The sequence below is a fragment of the Oligosphaera ethanolica genome (assembly GCF_030814695.1).
Taxonomy (GTDB): Bacteria; Verrucomicrobiota; Lentisphaeria; order Oligosphaerales; family Oligosphaeraceae; genus Oligosphaera; species Oligosphaera ethanolica.
Genome location: NZ_JAUSVL010000001.1, coordinates 2,118,455 through 2,133,594, shown reverse-complemented (window position 1 = coordinate 2,133,594; position 15,140 = coordinate 2,118,455). Strand labels below are relative to the sequence as shown.

The window sequence follows — 15,140 nt, the reverse complement described above, 5'->3', positions numbered from 1 at the left end:
GAACAAGAAGAAAAACACGGTCATTATTAGACATCCGGATCGGCATTTTACAAGTCAGCGGCGGACGCCGGAGACTCCTGGGAGCGCCGCCGTCCCGGCGGCATTCGGCCCGTCATTGTTACTGGCCGGCCCCAGGAAACGCCGGGAACCGTGGGGACTGCTTGGCGGCGGCGCTGGGGCGAGGACTCACGACTCATAAGGCATGATCCCATGGATTGGACTGTGGGGACTTTCGGGACCGTGGGGAATGACGCTTTGGACGCCGGGGGACTGCTTGGCGGACGCCGGGGACTCCTGGGAGCGCCGCCGTCCCGGCGGCATTCGGCCCAAAGGGCCGAACCTGGCCGATCAGTCGACGAGCATTGTCTGCTCCGGGCCGATAATCAACATCATACAATTTCTATGTTTCTGCGCCGTAGTCGCTTAACCATGCTCCTATGTTACATGACCGGATAACCGGGGAATGGGGAGCAGGCTAAAGCCTGAACTACACACGCCGCCGCCTACCCAAGGAGCATGTAACCTGCAAATTGTCCCAGCGAAGCGCCGGGGTGTACACTGACCGATTACAGTCGCAGGTCCGCCGTGTTGTCGCTTTCGGCTAGCTGGCGAATGGCCGCCTCGCTCAGGCCGAGGGTGCATGCCGCCGCCGCCGGTTGGCTGGTGCTGGTGCCGGTGCCGGTGCTGGTGCTGGTGCTGGGGTGGCGTTCGTGAATCACGCGACGGCTGCCGGCGGTTGCTTCGGTGCTCAACAGCATGGCGCAGACGATTTCTTCCGGCTCGGTTGGGAAGCGCTCGGGGGCAAGTGCCGGCGCCGCCTGTGTCAAGCTGCCGCGTTCTTCAATGCCGATCAGCAGCACCAGGGGGCAGGCGGCGGCGTGCAGCAGGGTCTGAGCCAGTTCCAGTGCTGCAAAGAGCGGCGCCTCGAAGCCCGTGACGGCAAAGGTCGGTCCCGTGATTGCCAGGATGGTCCCCAGGTAGGCTGCCGCTGCGTTGTGGACCGAGTGGGAGAAGCGGACCGGCAGGATCATGTCCTCGGGATAATCAAGAATGTCGTCAAGCGTGGCGAAGACGGTCTTGTGTGGCCCAAAGGCGCTGACGGTGATCAGGCCGGTTGACGGCGGCAGGGTAGCGGGAAACGCCTGGCCGGCGGGGGCTTTCACGGCGGCCGCTGCCAGCGTGGTAAAACGGTCGGCCCGCCGCAGCGAGCAGGCGATGCGTACCGCTTTGAGGTCGTCCTCGCTCAGCGGCGTCGTAAAACGGCTAAAGACGCGACAGTTTTGCAGGTAGAGATCAGGCATGGCTTAGCGTCTCCTGAGGACCAGCGCGCTGTTGGCACCGCCGAAGGCCAGCGAGGTGGAGAGTGCCCACTGCGCTGCCGGCAGCCGGCAAGGGCTGCGCAAGGGGCCGCAGGGCATGTCCGCAGCCAGGCGCTCGAAGCGCATACTAGCCGGCACGGTGGACTCTTCAAGCATCAGCAGGGTGAGGATGCATTCGATCGCCCCGGCCGCGCCAAGGGTGTGGCCGGTCAGCGCTTTGGTGGACAGGAAGCGGGCAGCGGCCCCGAAAAGGCGGTGGAAGACAATGGCTTCGACGCGATCGTTGGCGGGCGTGCCGGTACCGTGGGCGTTGATGAAGTCAATGTCGCCGGGCTGAATCATGCCGGCGCTGTCCAGGCTGAGTCTGATGGCGCGTTCGAGACCGTGGCCCTCGGGGTCGGGCTGGGTGATGTGAAACGCGTCGGCGCTGTTACCGTAACCGGCGACCGCGCAGACGGCCCGGTCGCCCGCTGCCGCGTCGGCGGGGGCGAGGATGACGACGCCGGCGGCTTCGCCGAGATTCAGGCCGGCGCGATCGGCGTCAAAGGGCCGGCAGGGCCCAGGCGCGCAGACGCCAAGCGCGTTGAATCCCACCAGAGGCACGCGGTTGAGCTCGTCGGTGCCACCGGCAATGACGAGATCGCAGAGGCCCTGGCGGATCCAGAGGAGGCCGATGCCAATGGCGTCGGCGCCGGAGGAACAGGCGTTGGAAATGGTCAGCGCGGGGCCATTGAGCCCGAGTTCCCGGCGGATCCACTCGGCGGGATTGCCGGCAATGTAGTTGTTCAGTGGCCGTGCCGGCGGCAGCGCGCCGCTGCGCAGCGTGGCATAGAAGGGAATGTCGTTGAGCTGACAGGCCACGGTGGTGCCCATGCAGACACCAACCCGTTTGCCGGCCAGGTCGCCGCCGGCCAGCTTCGCGTCGTCCAGCGCTTCGCGTAAGGCGTGACGAAGCAGCTGCAGGCTGAAGCCGCCCGGAATGCCCGTGTCCGGCGCCAGGTCGGCGACCTCGAACACCGGCAGGGACAGCGTGGTCGCCACCCGGCGCGGCAATTCCGGCAGCCGGGGAACAGGCTGATATAACGCGCCGCGAGTCTCGGCGACAGTATTCCCCAGGGTGGAAATCATGCCTTTGCCGATGACGCCGGCCAGGTTGTGCGTAGTGCTCATCATGAGTCGTGTCTGAGGCGCTGACTAGTGCTGCTGTTCGTGATAGTGCTGGACGAAATCGCTGAGGGTGGTGAAGGTCGTGAAGATCTCGCGGCGCTGATCAACGGCGCTCTGGGGAATGTTGTATTCGCGTTTCAGCGCGATGACGATTTCCACGGCGTCGAGGGAGTCCAGGCCCAGGCCGGAGCCGAAGAGCGCGTCGTCGTCCTTGATGTCATCAGGCGTTTTGTCTTCGAGGTGCAGCCAGGTGATGAGCTTCTGTTTGAATTCTTGGCGAAAGGCAGCGGTGGCGTCATCCATCTTCAGGTCTCCCGGGGCGTTGCAGTACTTGCTTGGTGGTCGTAATGAAATAATTGATACGGGTGGTCAACGGCCATTTTTTCCAGCGCGGCGGCATACTGGGCAATATATGGCGTAAAGATGTCGGCAGGGGGTTTTCGTGGCAGATTGTACTCAATGGTGATAGGCGGCGCGAAAAAGAAGTCAATGCCGCCGGCCATGCCGCGCATGAGCGTGAAGACGGGCACGATGGCGCAGCGGCAGCGCGCGGCCAGCAGCCATGGTGAGCGGGGGATGAAGAGCTGTCGGCCAAGCAGGGTCATGGGCAGCGCTTCCTCGTGGTCGCCTGCTTGGCGATCGCCCATGATGCAGACGATTTCGCCCCGTTCCAGCGCGGCGACGCAATCAAGCAGGCCGCCGAAGGGGCCGTCATTATTGATGATGGTGACGTGCTGGCCCAGGAACATTTTGGCGATGTGGACATTGGCGTTGGCCTGAATCAGCAGATTGACTGGCCGCTGGTAGTTTTCCAGGTAGGTGAGTGCGGCCTGCCAGCAGCCCACGTGGCTGATGAGCAGAATCAGCCCGCGGCGGCGGTCGCACAAGGCGTCGCGCAGATGCTCGGGTTGTTCTTCGCGGATGGGCACCTGCCGGCCGCTACGCAGCCAGTGGGCAAGGATGATCACCTGGCCCTGGGCGACAATCAGGCGGTAGAAATGCCAGCGCCGGGCCATGGTGCCCGCCTTGGGGAAACGACTGCGTAAATAGGGCGTCGCCGCTCGCCGGGCAGTGCCGTCGCAGACGGCGTAGAAAAAGGCGACGAACCAGACCATGGCGCAGGCGCAACGCGGCCCGAGGGCGCGGATGACGACCCGGAAAAAACCGATGCCGAGGGCGTTGCCCCGCTGGTCGCTAAGATTTTTCGCTGCAACCGGCATGGTCCAACCTGCTTTTTTTCCGGTTCAGGCGGCTGGCGGCGGCGTAGACCGTCAAGCCGACGACGACGGCGATCGGCGGTGCCAGGACGAGGCTGCCGAGCAGCCAATCCAAGTAACGCAGATGTAATTCGTAGACAACGGTTTGCATACTCGCTTCGCGCAGGAATGTACCGTGGCGCATAAAATAACCCAGCTGCAGGCAAAGAAAAGGCGTCAGCGGCGGCATGAACAGATTCTGAATCGCTAGGGCCATCACCTTGTTCAGGCGCAAGCGGATGCAGACGTAGAGAATCACCAGCATGTGGCAGGACAGCAAGGGCAAAATCGCCAGAAAGCTGCTGAGTCCGGCTGACAGGCCCAGTAGTCCTGGCGTCGCATTCTCGTGCAACAAAAAGAGGAAAAACGCCCTGGGGCTTTTCCATGGCGACGGCGTGTTTGGCGCTGGCGCGGTCGCCACCAGTCGCCGCGAAGGCAGGCCACTGAGCCGGCGTGCCACCAGGGCCGTATGTAAAAGCGACAGCCGCAGGTTGTCCATAAACGGCCGGAAGTGGGTGATGCGCTCGCCGGGCGGGGCATAGATGACGCCAATGGGTATTTCGCGCAGCCGCAAGCCGCCCCAGAGGCAGCGCACCAGCACCTCAATCTCAAAATTGTACCGGCAGCAGCGTAGCTTTAGGCGGCTGAGGGCCTTGACCGGGTAGGCGCGGAAGCCGCTCTGGCTGTCGTCGCAGTTGACGCCGGTTTCGAGTTTCACCCAGAAATTGGAGAACTGCCGGCCGAATTTGCTCGCATCGGGGATATTTTTGCCGGTAAAATCGCGGGCGCCGATGACGATGAGGTCGCCGTCCTGGCCGTCCTTGGCCAGCAGATCGAGGAATTGCGGCAGGTCGTCGGGGAGGTGCTGGCCATCGGCGTCGATGGTGATCATGTAGTCGGTATCGCTGCGGTTGAGGAGCGCCAGGGCGGATTTGATGGCGGCGCCCTTGCCGCGATTGTGGCTATGTCGGATCAATTCCCCGCCGATGGCCTGCAGATCGCGGTCGAAATGCGGTGGCAGGTCGCTGCTGCCGTCATCGACGACGACGACCTGTTCCAGGTAGCGCCGGCAGTCGCCGGCCACTGCGAGGACGGTGGATGCATTGTTATAGAGGGGAATAACGCAGGCGACCTTCATGCCCTAGCTTCTCCGGCGCTGCTGGCTCAGTTCGAGCTTTTTGAGTTTGGCAAAGCCATATTTATGGAGCGTGCGGTAGTCGTTGCTGCGGCTTGATGGCGGGTAGACGCAGTACGGGCTGTCCTTGAAGGCCGCGAGCAGTTGCTGGTGGAGCGTATCGGCGTCGATGCCGGGCGCGTAGTAGTAGAGCGGCTGGGTGTCATCCCAGTCGTCGGCGATCAGGCCTTCCCGGCGGGCTGTCGCAATGATGGGTGCGCCGCTGAGCAGGCGGATGCCTGAGAAGATGATGGTGTAAACGGGGGCAAGGGCGAGCAGGTTGGCAATGCCTTCCCGGACCGTGTCCCAGGTTTCGCCGGGGCCGCCGAACATGGCGTTGGCGTGCACGCTCACTTTGCGCGCCAGGAGTTGCTCGCAGCAGGTTCTGGCTTCCTGGAAGGTAAAGTGCTTGCCGAGGCCGGCCAGGGTGGCGTCGGTTGTGCCGTCCATGCCGAGATCGGCGCAGATGAGGCCCGAGGCAGCCATGAGGTCGAGGTCGTCGCCGTTGACGCCAAAGGGGGTGATGAATCCCGTCCAGGGCATGGTCAGATCGCGCTCCAGCATCCCTCGCAGGATGTCTTGGTAGTGGTGGCTGGGATCATTGAACACGGAGTCGGTGAAGTAGAGCATGGCGTCGGGATAGGTCATTTTGAGGTAGCTGATGTCGTCGAGCACCTCGTCCAGTGGCCGCAGCCGGAGCGTGCGCCCTTCGAGGCTCGGGTAGGTGCAGTAGACACAGTGGAAGGGGCAGCCGCGCTTGGTCTGCAGCGGCATGATGTGGGTCTGGTCATCGTAATAGGCCGCGATCTGGCGCGAATAACGGGCGCCGGATAGCGCTGCGGCTGGCTTGCGGATGATAGTTCCCCGCACCGGTGGCCGGCCGGCAGCGATGGCCGCGACCAGCTCGAGGATCGCGCTCTCGCCCTCGCCGGCGATGCCGTAGTCCGCACCAGAATGTTTCATCACGGCTTCGGGGTTCATGGTGAAGCCGGAACCGCCGAGGATAATCGGGGCGGCACACAGCCGGCGCCAGGTGGCGATGACGGCACAGACCGCTTGAAAGAGCGCCTGATTGGCGGACTGGCTGTCGGCCACGTCGAGATTGCGGATGCTGACGCAGACCAGGTCGGGCATAAAATCGCGACAGAGCTCCGCCGCCCGGGCCGGGTAGTCGTTTTCGCCGCAGGGCAGCGGATCGAACTGGCGGACATCGTGGCCCGCCGCGCTCAGGACGGCGGCGATGACGCCCATGCCCAGCGGATATACCGGCAGGGGCTCACGGCAGAAATTGGCGGCTGAGACCAGGATTTTCATGCCTGATGCCCCCACTTGACATTGCTGGGACGCAGGGACTCGGTCAGTGGCGCCTGCTCTTTTTTCAGCACGTCCAGGTAGAGCTTGGCCATTTTGAACTCCTTGGATTCCTCGCTGTAGAAGCTATCCCAGGCGTACTGATAGGCCCACTGCAGTTCGTCGACGCTCATACGGGCTGGCTTGAACACGACCTCGCCGGCGGTGTAACGGCCCCAGTCGCGGTGGAGAATGCGTCCCTGCTCTGTGAGCTGGGTGCAGATGGCCGAGTGCGGAAAAGGCGTGAGCACGGTGAATTCAGCCAGATCGAGATCAATTTCGAGGAGGAAGTCGACGAGTCGTTTGATGTCATCCAGGCTTTGATCGTCTGTGCCGAGGATGATGGTGCCCTCCACGCCGATGCCGTGGTCCTTGTAGCGCTGAATGCGCGCGCGGATGAAATCGGAGGTGTCGAAGATCGCCTGATAGACGTACCAGGCGCCGGCCGCCTGCGCCAGCTTGAGAATCTCCGGGTCGTCCTTGATGGGGTGCGATACCCATTTTTTGCCCAGTGGCGCCATGGCGCGGAAGAGGTCTTTTTCCCACTGGTCGTCCTGCGCGAGCGAATTGTCCACGATGAACAGCCGGTTGTTGGGAATGGCGGCCATTTCGGCGACGACCTTGTCAATGGGGCGGGGGCGGAATTGCCGGCCGCCCAGGAAAGGCGTGCAGCAGGGAAAGCAGTTGAAACGACAGCCGCGGGAGGCGTGGACGAGATCGACCATCTGGACGCCGCGGTAGTTGTAGAGCTCGCGCTTGAGGATGTCGCGCCGCGCCGGGCCAATTAGGGCCGTGTCGGGAAACTGGCCGAGGAAGTTGTAGACCGGCTTGAGCTTGCCATCGGCGAAATCGCGGAAGACGGCGTCCATGCGTCCTTCGGCTTCGCCGAGGAAGATACTGTCGGCGTGGCCCGCGGCTTCTTCGTGGTGGAGCATGATGGCGATGCCACCCATGATGACGGTTTTGCCGGCGGCGCGGAGTTCGTCAGCGATGGCGTATGCGCGCGGTGTCTGGCAGGTCAGCATGCAGGAAATGGCGTAGAGATCGGCCGGGGACTGCAGGTCCAGCGCCTCGACATTCTCGTCGCAGAAATCGACGTCGACGTCTGCGGGCAGTGCTGCCGCGAAGGACACGGGGCCCATGGGCGGCAGGTTGAAGCGCGGCTGATTGGGCAGTTTGGGCCATTGCGGGTAGATCAATTTGAGTTTCATGGCGTGAGGTCCTTTTTCGCTTGCCAAAATACTGCGGTCAAGTCGTTGTGATCCGGGAGTGGGCCGGGCTGCCTGTCGCAGAGCAGCAGGCAGGCATGGTCCACATGGATTTCGGCAAGCATGATTTGCCGGATAGTCGCGTCGTCGGAGAACAGATCGTCAAGGTGCTCCTGCAGCTTTCGCGTCTGCGGGGGCGTGCGGATGTAGCAGACCGGCCCCTGCAGATGGAGGGTGATGGCGGCCTCGCAGACGGGAATGGACGGCAGCGTCGGCACGAAGAACATGCCGCGGCCCGTTTCCCGGCCGTGCTGCTGGTAGTCATCCCAGTAGGCCTGGTTGGCCGGGGTGCAGCCGCAGCCATTCCAGCCGATGAGCGCCGTGCCCGCCGGCGACCACGTGCGGCGGTCCGATGCCGCGAGGATGGCGCCAAGCTGGGCCAGGCGCACCATGTCGCAAGCACGGCGAAAGTCCTCCAGGTCGCCCGGAACAAAGCGGTCGGCGGCCGCGACGATGAGTTTTTTTAGTTCGCCGAGGCCGTCGTAGGCTAGTGTTTCGCGTCTAAGGCAGACGGCTTGCTGCAGAGTTAGACAAACGCCAGCGGTAATCATGCTCGTCCCTCCAGGATCAGGGCGCTGTTCAAGCCACCGAAGCCGACATTGAGTGACAGCAGGCGCGGGCAGCGCAGCGGCCGCGCCTGGGCGGCGACCCAGCGCTCGGCTCCGGCGGCGGGCTGTAGCAGGCCGGCCTGCGGGGGTAGCTGCCCCTGGCGCAGGAAGTCCAGCCCGTAGACGATCTGCAGGACGCCGGTGGCGGCGAGAGTATGGCCGGTGTTGCCTTTGATGGACAGCAGGGGCGGACAGGCGCCCTGGCCGGCAAAAACCAAGTCCAGGGCAGCCAGCTCGGACTGGTCATTGTGGATAGTGCCAGTGCCATGGCCGATGATGCCGCCGAGCTGCTCCGGCCGCAGGCCGGCACGGCCCAGGGTCTGCGTGATCAAGGCGGCCAGCTGCTCGCCGGCGAGGTTGGGCGCGGTGATGTGGGCGGCGTCGCAGGATTCCCCGGCGGCCAGCAGGGCACCGATGGTACCGCCGGCGCCGCCGGCGTCCAGGCCTAGCAGCAGCGCGCCGGCGCCTTCGCCGAGCAGTAGGCCGTCGCGTTGGGCGTCATAAGGGCGCGTCACGGTCAGCGTTCGTGACACGGCTCCGAGGGACACGAAGCCCGAGGTCACGAACTCGCTGCAGATGTCGATGCCGATGACCAGCGCGCGGCGGCAACGCCCGCCACGCAGCGCCCGCATGGCCGCGGCCGTGGCGCTTTGGCCGGATGCGCAGGCCGCGGCGACCAGGGTCACCGAGCAGCGCGGGAAATGCCGCAGGACCGCATCAAGCAGTATGCCGATGCAATCCGGCGTGGGCCCGCTGGCGTTCTGTTCCAGGCAGTCTATGGCGCCAACAGTGGTCGCCAGATAAATGGCATCGTCGTCGCCCAACGCCGGGAGGCGCGACAGCAGCCGCTTGAGCAGGGCGATGGCCCGGGATTCACCTGGCGATGGCTGCAGCGCCGCGCAGAGGCCGTGGTGGACGCCCCGCGCGGCAAAATGCGTCGGGACGACAAAGGGCTGCGCGCCGGCGGCGAAGGTCGCGCGGGCAGCGGCGAGATCGTCGCCAGCGGCGGATATGGCCTCGGCATGGTGAATATGGACGAGCGCTGCAGTCATTGGATTTCGCCATGTTGCCAGTGTTGCCAGATCTCCGCCACCAGTGGCGGTGGCAGTATGTACGGCTCGTGGGTATAGACATTGAAAAACATCTGCACGGTATAGCCGGTGCCGGCGATGCGGCCGTCGGCGCCCTGCACCGTGTAACTGACGTTCAGACGGGCGCCGTCACTCCAGTGCAGCTCTGCACGGATGCTGAATTCTTCGTCGAGCAGGAGCGGCGCAAAATAGTCCACGTGGCATTGCACAATCGGTGCGCCGACGTCGTGTTGCTTGTAGGCTTCGTAAGTCAGCCCGACCTTGCGCATCAGCTCGGTGTGCGCCAACTCAAAAAACCGGGGATAATGCCCGTGCCAGGCGATGGCCAGGGCATCGACTTCGCTGAAGGTCAGACGGTGCTTGACAACAATGCTGATCGGCGACGGGTCGCCGGGATAGGCCGGGAAATAACGTTTTTTGCGTCTCATGCGCTTTCTGCCAGCTGGAGTTTGATGCGGGCCACGGACTGGCCGTCGCCGGTGGTGATGGTGAAGATGAAGGTGTACAGACCGCTCTCGGCGGCGTTCTGCCGGAAGCTGAACACGGCGTCTGCTTCCGGCGCGAGCAGCTTCTTGAATTTCATCTGAGCGATTTCCCGTAGCTGTAGCGGCTTGCCGACGGCATCGCTGGCCAGCATTTCGGCGGCTGCGACCAGGCATACGGCGGGCACAATGGGATTGTGGTCAAAATGCCCGGCGAAGCCGCAGAAGGCCCGGTCAAAATGAATGCTGGTGAGGTAGCTGCCGTCGTCCTGCCGGCACAGCGGCTGCAGGCGTCGGCGCAAATCGTTTTTGATGGGTGATAAGGTCATGGCGCCAAGGTCTCTTTCTCCGGCGGCGCGGGGCGCTGGAAGGTAAAGGTGCATCTCGTCCGGTAATTTTTATAGACAATGCGCCGGCAGGATTTTAGGTCGTCATCCCAGTCGGCATAGTGTACCACCCATTGGCGCCGAGGAAAAGTCCCCAGTTTCTTGTGTACGGGTCGCAGGGGCGAGCCGTCGAGAGTCTGGACGATGCCCGAGGGCAGCCGTTGCCGGATGGGCGTGCTTGCAACGGCGGGGAATGGCCCCGGCTGCGACGAGGTCAGAAAGATATTGCAGAGGTCGTCGTAGATCCCGGCGAAGATTCGTTTGCGAGCGATGGCCGGCACGACTGCGGCAACGTGATGTTGGCTTTGCCGCCCCCCTTCCCCACTCACGGCAAAGACGACGGCGCCCGTTGGCAGCATGCCGGTCGCCTGCAGGCGCTGGCTGGTCGCGTCGCGTTGCACGACCAGCAGCATGGGGAAGCTGTACCAGAGAATGTCGACTTTCATGGTCAGCATCTGCGCCGGTTCGTCGCCTTGCGCCTGCTGAAACGCCTGCCATTCGCCGGCGGCGGCCGCCGCTGTGAGTTGCCGCGGCGCCTCGCCCTGCCCGCTCGTGATCCTGCAGCCCGCAGCGAGCCAAAGCAGTCCCAGGGCGGCGACAAACAGCCCGCCGCGCCGCCCGCGCCACAGCCGCACCAGCGCTGGGACGACATACAGCGCGGTCAGCGCCGCCAGCAGGATTTGCCCGAATAGCACCAGGCCGGTGTGAAAGAGTATGGGGTGACGGGCAACTAAAAGTGCGGCTGAGGTCAGTAGGGTGGTACCCGCAGAAAGAAATATCGCCGTCGGTATTGTCGACGCATCGCGGGCGGTGACGTGATGCAGGGCAAAGATGCCGTAATCAATCACCAGCCCGATCAGCATAATCATGCCGAAACAAGTGGCGATGTTGACGGGCCGGCCGCTGATTGCGACCAGACCCGCAAACCACAGTGCGGCCGTGAAACCCGGCAGGATGATGATCAGCAGTTTCGCCGGCGAACGATACACCGGCAGCAACAACAACAACAGCCCTAGCGCGACCCATAGCAGGACCCGACTCGCCAAAGGCCGAAAATCGCGGCCGGTCGCCACCCGAAACGCATCGTTGGACAGCAACGCGCAATTGCCCAGCCCATCGAGCTTTTCCAGCAGCGCCGCCAGCTCGCCGTCGTTCAGGGCGCCGGCAAAGAAGAACATGGCCGACAGCGTGTGGCCACGCTCACGAATCAGCCGGGCCGTGACGTCGCGGAAAAAAGCCGGCTCCGGCCGCTCAGCGTCGCCGGCGATGCCCTGGCGCAGCGAGTCAAAAAATGCCGTGAAAAAAGCCGGTGGCAAGCCAGTGCGCTGGCATTCACGGGCGAGTTCATCTTCCAGCCGGCGCAAGGCTGCGGTCGCTTCCGGCTGCCGCCACGTTTGCCGGTGCGCTTCCCGGGTCTGGCGGGACGGCCACAGCCTGGCGGGATGAAAGCAGCGCGTACCGCTGGCGCCCAGCAGCCGTTCCAGTGCTTCGCAGGACTGCAGCAGCTCGTCCCGATCGTTGGCGCTGACGACGATCAGATTGCCGGCGTCATCCCGCCGCCAGCGCCGCTGGAATTCCTCCTCGCTCAGGCGGGTTTCGGCACTGGCGCCGTCCAGCGCGCTGAGGTTGAAATCGAAACGGATGCGGGGAAGGACGCTGACGGCGGCTGCGGAGCCCAGCAGCCACGCGCAAACAATCAGCCACGCGGTCTTTTTCCCCGGCTGGAAGCTGGCGCAGGCAAACTGCAGCCGTGGGCGCTGCGGCAACAGGGTGGGGAGAATGAAAAAAGAGAGGACGACATTGACCAGCAGGGCGCAGCCTGCAAAAATGCCGAGCTGGCTGTAGGCGCGGATGCCGGTCAGCGCAAACATGAAGAACACCAGCGCCGAGGTCGCCGCGCTGAGCAGCAGCGGCGGCCAGATGCGCGCCAGCGCACGGACCCGCCAGCGCCCGCTGTAGGCCGCGTAGACGTGGATGCCTTGATCGACCGCCAGACCCGCGATGCTGCCGCAAATGCCCAGTATGAAGAGGCAGAATTCGTCGAAGATGACAGCCATCAGGCCGGTGACGATGACCGTGGTGGCAAAGGGTATGACCGGTATCCACACCGCGTCATAGGCGCCGCGGTACAACAGCAGAAACAGGATCAGCAAGGCCAGCAGCGACAGGAGACTGACCTGCAGAATGTCCCGCCGCACCGCCCGTTCATTGTCCAGCACATGCTTCAGTGGCGAGATGATGGTGAGCGTAACTCCCGGCAGCTCCCGTGCCACCGCCTGGCGGATAGTCGCCAGCAGCGGAGCGATCTGCGCGGCGGTGGCGAGTTCGCCGGGGCGGCATTGCAGGGTGAGCAGGAGACGGGACGCGTCGGCGTCGGTCATGTAGGGATGCTGCAGCGATATCTTCATGCCGCTCAGCCGATGGAAGTCCTGCAACTCGCCCAATAGCCGGCCCTGCCAGCCGAAGGGGTCATGTCGCCAAGCCGCCAGCGGTGCGGCCGGCAGCATTAAGGCCTGGCGCAGCTTCTGAACCGCCTGGGCGGGGTCAGCCGTCGCGAGGATGGACGCGTCGGTCAACAGCGGCCACGCCGGCGCCAGTTCACTCCAGCTGTCGGCAATGCCGCCGGTGAGCCTGAAGTCCACCGAGCTGATGCTGGGCATGCCGCTCAACTCCGCAACCAGCCGGTCGACGGCCGGCAGCATGGCTGGGGCGCCGCCGGCCTGACCGCTGGCCAATTCCAGCTGGATCAAGTCGCCAAGTCCGCTCCGCGTCATCAGGCGGTATAGGTTGCCCGAGAGGGAGTCGGCGGGGAACATGTGGCCGAGGTCGTTGCTGAACGTGCCCACGCGCAGCGCCGTGACGGCCATTACGCCGACCAGGACGAGCACGGCAGCCCAGGCCGCTCGGCGCCGCCGCAGGACCAGGCATAGTGCCCCGGTCAGCCATCGGGTTATTTTGGCGGTAGCATCCATAGCTGCTCGGGTATGGGCTCGTTATTTCTGATGTTGAAAAAATCCATCTGCATGGAATCGCCATTCTTTTCGCTGAACACCAGGCGTGCAATGGCGTCGTAGGACGGCCGGAAACGCATCTCAATCTGGGTGAAGAACAGCTGGAACTCCTGGCGCCGGGGGGTAAGCCGCAGCGTGTGGTCGTCCAGCGGCTCGATGCTGAAGTCGGTGGCAAGGGCGTCGAGATCGCCGCTTAGCCATTGTTTCTGGCAGTTGAACAGTACCTTCAGCCATGGCATGTCCGCCGCCGAAAGGCTCGTGACCTTGCCGGTTTCGGCATCCCATTGCTGGAACGAATCCTCGCTGAAAATGCAGGTCGAGCGCATGGGACTGGTGGTCGCCCAGAGCAGGCGCCGGCCCTGCTCCTGCGCCATGTGACCATGGATGCTCAGACTGAAATTCAGCGAGCGCAGCAGGCGCGTCTGCCGATACTCCGCTTGGACACTGCGCACGGCCGCCAGCGGCCGCAACCACGCCGCGAACTCCGCCAGCGTCGCTAGCGTCGGCGGCGCGGCCGTCGCGGCCACCGCGGTGTCTGCCGCCCGGAGCAGGCTGAGAGGGCACAACAACAGCAACGCGATGATTCTCATATAATGCATACGTTAACCTCGCCCTGCGCGCACAGCTCGCCAAGCTGGTTGCTGATGCTGAAGTTGAGTTGATACCAGTTGTCCAGAATGTTGTCTTCACTGAGGGTGATGCTGATCTCGTCCCCGCAGTGAATATCGCGGCTGCAACGAATGGCATGGCCAATGGCGAGAAAGCCCGGACGGACGCGCCCGTCGTAATGGAACGAATCCATCGCCGCCCCGGCCTGCGCTACCAACTCTGGAATCACCGCGCGGTCAAGCACGCCGGCGCCATTGACAAAGAGGTTGTCGGGACGAATCACCGCCGATACCACATGCGTCACCCCGGCCTTGACGATCTTTTCCACCATCGCCATCGGCGGGCGATGCGGGATGTAAGGTAGCGCCGCCATGGGCAATGCCTGAATCTGTGCCTGTTTGTCGGCGTTCCGCCAACACAGGGGATCCGACGCTAGGTAGTCGCCCGTCAGCTGATAGGCGGCGCCGCGACAGCCATAGCAGCTCGCCGCTTTGTCGCATACCCGGCAGGGGCCCTTGATCATCTCCAGATGGTTCTTCAAATCCTTGATGATCACGCTGTCCCGCAAAATCTTCGCCAGGGGCTGCGCGAGAATGTTGCCGATGGCGATGTCAATGCCCACGCAGGGAAAGACCTCGCCCTCGGCGTTGATCAGCGCCGAATAGGTGTGCCGCAGGCATTTTGCGCCGACCAACGGTGGCTGCGCGTCCCAGGCATGGCCGATGCTGCGGTCATACTGCTCTATCTCGGTGAAGACCGCCTGCAGCCGGCGGAGGTCCACTTCCAGCTCTTGGTGGGAAAGAAGCCGACCCTGGGGCGTCAATATCTCAAAATGTGGCCGGATCTTTCTCTGGCGCAGATATTTCCACAAGTCTACCACTTCGTCGATATTGTCGGCGGAAATCACGCTGCTGGCGCCTAGCATGTCCTCGCTGAACCCGGCTTCCTGCAGCAGTCGCAGGGTGTTCAAGGAGTTGTCCAGCGATTCCTTCACGCCGGTAAGCAGCTCATGCACGGCCGGGTTGCGGGTATTGAATTTGACGACCACGCGACAGCCCTGGGCAAAGAGAAAGCTGGCCAGTTCGGCGGTCATGATCGAGCCATTGGTGTGTATCTCGACACCGAGACCGCGAGCTCTGATCATTGATACTTTGTCCCGCAGACCCTTGAACAGAAACGGCTCACCCCCCAGAATGACGATCTTCCGGGCGCCCAACTCTGCCGCCTGACTGACCGCGACATCAATCACCCGCGGATCATATTGGGCTGGCACTTGCTCCGATGCCGCCGCATAACAGTAGGGACAACGGTAGTTGCACTGGCGGTTGAACTCGACTTCCAGGGAGAGCAGACGGTCCGCCGCCGCCGCCGCGGCTATCTCGGCATCCGTGAAATCATAGTGGTGAATGTCAAACATAC

The 15,140-nt window shown here is 63.6% G+C and carries 14 protein-coding genes; all 14 read right to left on the bottom strand.

The window, feature by feature from the left end:
* Positions 1-566: 566 nt before the first annotated feature.
* From J3R75_RS07220 to J3R75_RS07155, 14 genes are read right to left on the bottom strand one after another with little or no spacing between them, the layout of a single operon-like run.
* Positions 567-1,301 carry a beta-ketoacyl synthase chain length factor gene (locus tag J3R75_RS07220; protein WP_307260810.1) on the bottom strand — a complete coding sequence of 245 codons (735 nt, stop codon included), beginning with the start codon at positions 1,299-1,301 and terminating at the stop codon, positions 567-569.
* 3 nt (positions 1,302-1,304) lie between these two features.
* The gene (locus J3R75_RS07215) at positions 1,305-2,492 is read right to left on the bottom strand and encodes a beta-ketoacyl-[acyl-carrier-protein] synthase family protein (protein ID WP_307260809.1); all 1,188 of its coding nucleotides are present in this window, start codon (positions 2,490-2,492) and stop codon (positions 1,305-1,307) included.
* Positions 2,493-2,513: 21 nt separating this feature from the next.
* Positions 2,514-2,789, bottom strand: a complete 276-nt coding sequence (locus J3R75_RS07210; RefSeq protein ID WP_307260808.1) for a phosphopantetheine-binding protein — start codon at positions 2,787-2,789, stop codon at positions 2,514-2,516.
* Between the two features lie 2 nt (positions 2,790-2,791).
* Positions 2,792-3,706, bottom strand: coding sequence for a lysophospholipid acyltransferase family protein (locus J3R75_RS07205; protein WP_307260807.1), 915 nt, complete (start codon positions 3,704-3,706; stop codon positions 2,792-2,794).
* The gene (locus J3R75_RS07200) at positions 3,681-4,880 is read right to left on the bottom strand and encodes a DUF2062 domain-containing protein (protein WP_307260805.1); all 1,200 of its coding nucleotides are present in this window, start codon (positions 4,878-4,880) and stop codon (positions 3,681-3,683) included. Before J3R75_RS07200 ends, J3R75_RS07205 begins: the two co-directional genes overlap by 26 nt.
* Before the next feature lie 3 nt (positions 4,881-4,883).
* On the bottom strand, positions 4,884-6,230 hold the full coding sequence (locus J3R75_RS07195; protein WP_307260804.1) for a lipid biosynthesis B12-binding/radical SAM protein: 1,347 nt from the start codon (positions 6,228-6,230) through the stop codon (positions 4,884-4,886).
* Positions 6,227-7,477: a B12-binding domain-containing radical SAM protein gene (locus tag J3R75_RS07190; RefSeq protein WP_307260803.1), complete on the bottom strand. Its 1,251-nt coding sequence runs from the start codon at positions 7,475-7,477 to the stop codon at positions 6,227-6,229. Before J3R75_RS07190 ends, J3R75_RS07195 begins: the two co-directional genes overlap by 4 nt.
* Positions 7,474-8,085, bottom strand: coding sequence for a hypothetical protein (locus tag J3R75_RS07185; protein WP_307260802.1), 612 nt, complete (start codon positions 8,083-8,085; stop codon positions 7,474-7,476). Before J3R75_RS07185 ends, J3R75_RS07190 begins: the two co-directional genes overlap by 4 nt.
* Positions 8,082-9,194, bottom strand: coding sequence for a beta-ketoacyl synthase N-terminal-like domain-containing protein (locus J3R75_RS07180; protein WP_307260801.1), 1,113 nt, complete (start codon positions 9,192-9,194; stop codon positions 8,082-8,084). The genes J3R75_RS07185 and J3R75_RS07180 overlap by 4 nt, the downstream gene beginning before the upstream one ends.
* Entirely contained in the window at positions 9,191-9,661 is a 471-nt protein-coding gene (locus J3R75_RS07175) for an acyl-CoA thioesterase (RefSeq protein WP_307260800.1), read from the bottom strand. The genes J3R75_RS07180 and J3R75_RS07175 overlap by 4 nt, the downstream gene beginning before the upstream one ends.
* Positions 9,658-10,044 carry an ApeI family dehydratase gene (locus J3R75_RS07170; protein ID WP_307260799.1) on the bottom strand — a complete coding sequence of 129 codons (387 nt, stop codon included), beginning with the start codon at positions 10,042-10,044 and terminating at the stop codon, positions 9,658-9,660. The genes J3R75_RS07175 and J3R75_RS07170 overlap by 4 nt, the downstream gene beginning before the upstream one ends.
* The gene (locus J3R75_RS07165) at positions 10,041-13,073 is read right to left on the bottom strand and encodes an MMPL family transporter (RefSeq protein WP_307260798.1); all 3,033 of its coding nucleotides are present in this window, start codon (positions 13,071-13,073) and stop codon (positions 10,041-10,043) included. The genes J3R75_RS07170 and J3R75_RS07165 overlap by 4 nt, the downstream gene beginning before the upstream one ends.
* Complete coding sequence (locus tag J3R75_RS07160; protein ID WP_307260797.1) at positions 13,052-13,711, bottom strand: LolA family protein; 660 nt, start codon at positions 13,709-13,711, stop codon at positions 13,052-13,054. Before J3R75_RS07160 ends, J3R75_RS07165 begins: the two co-directional genes overlap by 22 nt.
* Positions 13,699-15,138 (bottom strand): radical SAM/SPASM domain-containing protein, encoded by a 1,440-nt coding sequence (locus tag J3R75_RS07155; protein ID WP_307260796.1) that lies wholly within the window; start codon positions 15,136-15,138, stop codon positions 13,699-13,701. The genes J3R75_RS07160 and J3R75_RS07155 overlap by 13 nt, the downstream gene beginning before the upstream one ends.
* Positions 15,139-15,140 lie beyond the last annotated feature (2 nt).